4 protein-coding genes are annotated in these 4862 nt (G+C 71.2%); 2 read left to right on the top strand and 2 right to left on the bottom strand.

The annotated features are described in order from the left end of the window. Both Q0066_RS01510 and Q0066_RS01505 read right to left on the bottom strand, forming a co-directional pair. The coding region (locus Q0066_RS01510; RefSeq protein ID WP_298129365.1) for a DUF6297 family protein at positions 1-1709 on the bottom strand (1709 nt) is incomplete at its 3' end. Continuing rightward, positions 1706-2365 (bottom strand): ABC transporter ATP-binding protein, encoded by a 660-nt coding sequence (locus tag Q0066_RS01505; protein WP_298129363.1) that lies wholly within the window; start codon positions 2363-2365, stop codon positions 1706-1708. The genes Q0066_RS01505 and Q0066_RS01510, both read right to left, overlap by 4 nt. A 77-nt stretch (positions 2366-2442) precedes the next feature. On the opposite strand from Q0066_RS01505, the gene Q0066_RS01500 reads away from it, so the two are divergent. Both Q0066_RS01500 and Q0066_RS01495 read left to right on the top strand, forming a co-directional pair. Beyond that, positions 2443-3147, top strand: coding sequence for a demethylmenaquinone methyltransferase (locus Q0066_RS01500; protein ID WP_298129361.1), 705 nt, complete (start codon positions 2443-2445; stop codon positions 3145-3147). Continuing rightward, positions 3147-4862 (top strand): TM0106 family RecB-like putative nuclease (locus tag Q0066_RS01495; RefSeq protein ID WP_298129359.1); only part of this gene is annotated, 1716 nt, incomplete at its 3' end. The genes Q0066_RS01500 and Q0066_RS01495, both read left to right, overlap by 1 nt.

Raw genomic sequence — 4862 nt, 5'->3', positions numbered from 1 at the left:
CGACCCGGGCGCTGGACCTTGATCTTCTGGCCGGCCTGCTTCTTGGCGGCTTCCTTCTCACGGTTCAGCGCCTCTTGCTGGGCCTTCATCTCGTCCATGTTGAAGGTGCCGCGCAGGAAGATGAACGCGATGCCGGCCAGGGCGAACGACCACAGCGGCGAACCACCGAGCATCACCGGGGCGGTGATCAGCACCACCATGTCGAGACCGCGCAGCAGGTTGAAGATCAGGCCGGGCGGCACCGCACCGGACGCCGTGGCGACCATCGGGGTGTTGAAGTCGGCCTTCTTCGCCGTCACCCAGCGGACGGCGCCCAGCCAGCCGGCGAGACCGGTGACGACAGCCATCAGCGCGCCGTCGATCGGCGACCGCTCGGTGCCGCTGGAGGTGATCCCGACGAACGCGGGGATGGTCACCGCCGACCAGAGCAGGGCCAGCACCAGCGGCACCGCCATCGCCACGGTGCGCACCTGCGAACTTGGGAACGGGAACAGCCGGGCCAGGCCGCCGGTGCGGGTCAGCACCCGCAGCATCGACAGGAACGGCACCAGCACCACGACCAGGATCAGGCCCGACACCAGCGGGTTGACCGTGGTCAGTCCGAGGGCGTCCAGGGCGTACGGCGCCACCACGGACGCCACCAGCGGGATCAACGGACGCGGGAACCGGCGCAGCCGCTGCAGGTCGCGCCAGAGCAGCGCCCGCAGGCCTTGGCCATGGCCCGGGGTGGGCGTGACGTGGCCGCGTTCGATCGCGGCGCGTTCCACGACGATGTCGCGGACCAGGCCGAAGTCGAGGGCGTACATGGCGCCCTGCATGCCGGCGACCAGCGAGCCGCCGGAGGTGAGCCGGGCCCGCCGGATCTGGTTCAGCCGGCGTCCGGACACCACGAGTTCGACGATCAACAGCAACAGCCCGAGCCCGGCGGCCACGGTCGGACCGAAGTCGACGGCCGCGGCGGGCACGGTGAACGTCGCCCAACCGGCGGCGACCGCCACGGTCAGCAGCAGCGTCGCCAGCGCCAGCAGTGCGAACAGGGTCTGGACGAGGCGGGTCAGGCTGGTCCGCTCGCGGGTCTGTTCCGCGGCCGCGAACGCGGTCAGCGCCGCCGCGCCCAAGCCGTTGGCGAGCGCCCACAGGCCGATGTCGACCAGGCTCGATCCGCTCAGCGCGGCGATCAGCGCACCCAGCACGGCGGCCAGGACGCCGGCGGCGGCAGTCGCCAGCCGGAGCCGTCCGGACAGCAGCCGGGAGCGTTCGATCGGGGCGTCCATCAGCCAGAAACCCTCGGCGGCCGAGACCAGCACCGGGCCGAACAGCCGGGCCACGGCGAGGGTGAGGCCGAGCAGGGCGAACCAGGTCGCCCACGGCACCAGGGTGCGCGCCGAGACACAGCTGTCCGCGGCGCAGTTGGCCATCGTGGACTGCGCCTGAAGCACCAGGTTGGTCAGCATCGCGCCGACCAGCAGAATGCTGAAGACCGCGACGTAGGCGTCCTGGATGGCTTCCATGATCGAGCGGGTGGCGCGGCCGTGGCGCCACTGCTTCATCGCGTCGTGCAGTTCGCGCTCGTCGACCGGTTCGGACGGCGCGTCCGGCAGGAACCAGAAGGTGCGCTCCGGTTCGGGCGCCGGGGCCTGAGCCGCGTCCGGTTTCGGCGCGGCGGGCGTCGCCCCGGAGCGGATCAGCTTGCGGGACTTCTTGCTCACGCGCTGACCTCGTCGGCGACGTCCGCGCCGATCCGGACGACGCGGGTGGCCACCACGTCGACCAGCTTCGGTTCGTGGCTGGCCAGCACGATCGCCAGGCCCCGGGCCCGCTCGGCGGCCAGCCGGGCAGCCAGCCAGTCGACGCCTTCGACGTCGAGACGCTGCTCGGGCTCGTCGAGCACCAGCAGCTGACGGGGCCGGACGAAGGCGGTGGCCAGCGCCAGCCGGCGCCGCTGACCCGACGACAGGGTGCCGGGCAGCTGTCCGGACTGCGGCACCAGCTGCACCTCGTGCAACACCTCGTCGACCGCCGTCTCGGGGTCGGGGACGCCGTGCGCACGGGCCAGCAGGTCGAGATGTTCGACCACCGACAGGTCGGGGAAGAAGTCCAGGTCATCGATGACGGTGGCCAGCGCGCGCCGCACCTCGGGGTTCGTCTCACTCATCCGGATGCCGTTCACCTCGACCGTGCCCTCGTCGGGGGTGTCGGCACCGACCAGGCAGCGCAGGATGGTGGACTTGCCGGCACCGTTGCGGCCGGTCAGCGCGATCGCCTCACCCTCGCGGACCTCGAGGTTGAAATTGTCCACGATGACGACCGGACCGAAGGCTTTGCGGAGTCCGGCCACCTTGAGCACTGTGCTGCGTTTGGCCATAGTCAGGATTCTCTCGCACAATCCAAGCCCGGCCCGAATCGTCCGCGGTGTCGGTGGGGCGTGGCAGGCTATGGGCCGTGGGTGAACCGAGAGGGGCGAAGGCGACGCTGGCCAAGCGCCGGGCCGATGTGGCCGAGATGTTCGACGGCGTGGCGGCCCGGTACGACCTGGTGAACGACGTTCTCACCGGCGGGTTGGATCACCGCTGGCGGCGCGCGGTGGTGGCCGCGGTGGCGCCGCAGCCGGGTGAACGCATTCTCGACCTGGCAGCCGGCACCGGCACCTCGTCCAAGCCGTTCGCCGACGCCGGCGCCCTGGTGGTGCCGGCCGATCTGAGCCTCGGCATGCTGCAGGTCGGCAAGCAGCGCGAGCCCGACCTGGCCTTCGTGAACGCCGACGCGTTGGCGCTGCCGTTCGCCGACGGCGCCTTCGACGCGGTGACCATCTCGTTCGGGCTGCGCAACGTCGAAGACACCGCGGCCGCGGTCACCGAGCTGCGCCGGGTGACCCGTCCGGGCGGCCGGGTGGTGATCTGCGAGTTCTCCACACCGACCGAGGCCTGGCTGCGCCTCGCCTACCACGGGGTGGCGCTGCGGGTGTTGCCCCTTGTCGCGCGGCTGACGGCGTCCAATCCGGTGGCGTATGAGTACCTGGCCGAGTCGATCCGGGCCTGGCCGACCCAGCCGGTGCTGGCCGACGCGATGGCGGCGGCCGGCTGGCGCGACGTCGAATGGCAGAACCAGAGCGGGGGCATCGTCGCACTGCACCGCGGCCGCGCCTGATGTTCGCACTGGACGCCTACGCCGCCCGCAGCTGTCCGGTCAAGACGCACAACGCCTTCCACCCCGGCATGAGCCTGCCGCCGGCGGACGAGGGCCTGCGCGAGGTGTTCCACGGCGGCATCGCCTTCCAGGCCGAGGTGGTCACCCAACTGCTGTCCGGCTTCGACGGCTCGGTGTTCGACGGACGGTCTTTGACCGAGCGAGCGAGTGCCGAGCAGGAGCGGGCTGCGCTGGACGCGATGGCGTCCGGGGTCGATGTGCTGATCGGACCGCTGTTGCCCCGCGATCTGGTGGCGCATCGCAGCGGACGCCCCGATCTGCTGCTGCGCGATCCGGCGGGCGGCTACCACCCGGCCGAGATCAAATCGCATCGGGTCAGCGACCCGCGCGGTGGCGGTTCGGCGCTGACCTGGTCGGCGTTGTCCGATCCGTTGCGGCGTCGGGTACTGGAAGGGCATCGGTTCCGCTACACCTGGCGGCTGAACGACCTGCTGCAACTCGCCCACTATCGACGGATGCTGGAGACGATCGGGCACGCCGCGTCTCTGCCGCTGGCGGCGGTTGTCGGCAGCGATGATCTGCCCGCACTTGGTCGGGTTCTGTCCTGGGTGGATCTGGACGCGGCGCTGCTGCCGCCCAGTCCGCGGGCGTCGTCGGCGGTGGCTGCGGCCGCTCCCGAGTCGCTGGTGGAGTCGAGCGAGTGGGTCGAGCCGAGCGAGCCGTCCGGACCGATCGAGCGGGTGTCGGCGTTGGCCCGGTACGACGTGGAGCATGCTTTCCGGGTCGAGATCGCGCTGGTCGCCGCCTCGCTCGAGCCGCAGGATCCGCCGGTGCTGCTGCCGGTGGCGAATCGCGAATGCGGTTGGTGCCAGTGGTGGGACGTCTGCCGTCCGCAGTTGGACGACGACGACCTCAGCCTGCGGATCTCGAAGTCGCCGCTGGACGTGTACGAGATCGGGGTGCTGCGGGATCTCGGGGTGGCGACCGTCGCCGAGTTGGCGGCCACCGACCTGGAGGCGCTGCTGCCCGACTATCTGCCGCGGGTCACTCACCGGGTGGGCGCCGAGGATCGGCTGCGGCTGGCCTGGCGGCGTTCGGTGCTGATGGCCCGCGGGGTGGATTTCGACCGGGTGACGCAGGGCCCGATCGAGGTGCCGTCCGCGACGTTGGAGATCGACCTGGACATCGAGACCTCGTCCGACGACCGGGTGTACCTGTGGGGCTTCGAGGTCAGCGACGCGCGCGACGGCAGCCGCTACTACCGCCATTTCAGCGCGTTCCAGCCGCTCGACGATGCCGCCGAACAGGAGCTGGCGATCGCTGCGATGAGCTGGCTGCGCGACCTGGTGGACGGCGTCGACACCTTCGTCTACCACTACTCCGACTACGAGGTGGTGCGGCTGCAGCGGCTGGCGACGGCGAGCGGCGACGAGGTTCTTGCCTGGGCGGTGGGTTGGGCCCGGCAGCATTTCGTCGACCTGTTCACCGCGATCCGGACGCACTTCTTCGGCACCCAGGGCCTGGGCCTGAAGGTGGTCGCGACCCGCGCCGCCGGCTTCCGCTGGCGCGACGAGAGCCCCGGCGGCCTGAACAGCCAGGCCTGGTTCGACGAGGCCGTCAGCGGCGCCACCGCCGACGTCCGGGCCGCCGCCCGGCAACGCGTCCTGGAATACAACGAGGACGATGTCGAGGCCACCTGGCACGTCCGCCGCTGG

The sequence above is a fragment of the Micropruina sp. genome, from assembly GCF_027492755.1.
Classification (GTDB): Bacteria; Actinomycetota; Actinomycetes; order Propionibacteriales; family Propionibacteriaceae; genus Micropruina.
Note: the sequence above shows the minus strand (reverse complement) of the source record. Positions and strands in the feature narration are given on the sequence as shown.

Bases quoted from the DNA above. Each gene is read 5' to 3' on its own strand.
- Q0066_RS01505 (WP_298129363.1), bottom strand. From the start codon at position 2,365: ATGGCCAAACGCAGCACAGTGCTCAAGGTGGCCGGACTCCGCAAAGCC.